Origin of the sequence: Paenibacillus popilliae ATCC 14706 (genome assembly GCF_000315235.1) — a bacterium.
In the GTDB taxonomy this organism is placed as follows: domain Bacteria; phylum Bacillota; class Bacilli; order Paenibacillales; family Paenibacillaceae; genus Paenibacillus_B; species Paenibacillus_B popilliae.
Genome location: NZ_BALG01000438.1, coordinates 1 through 226, shown reverse-complemented (window position 1 = coordinate 226; position 226 = coordinate 1). Strand labels below are relative to the sequence as shown.

The 226-nt window shown below is 41.6% G+C and carries 1 protein-coding gene; it reads left to right on the top strand.

The window, feature by feature from the left end; translation table 11 throughout:
- Positions 1-226 (top strand): hypothetical protein (locus PPOP_RS24805; RefSeq protein ID WP_006288121.1); only part of this gene is annotated, 226 nt, incomplete at both ends.

Below are 226 nucleotides of genomic sequence, written 5' to 3'. Positions count from 1 at the left end.
GAAGAGCTTCAAGAACAAATTATGATAGAAATAAGGGAAAATAATAATGGAAAAATTCAGGATTTGAATCTATTATCGCAAATACGGCAGGGGAGGCATCCTAAAGGTCGAGGATCGGATAGGCGGGTCAAACAGCAAATACAAGCCATCCGTGAAGGCCAAAAACAAGTGAATGCAACCAAGAACAGAATAGCCGAGATTGCAGCCCGCTATGATCAGCAAATGA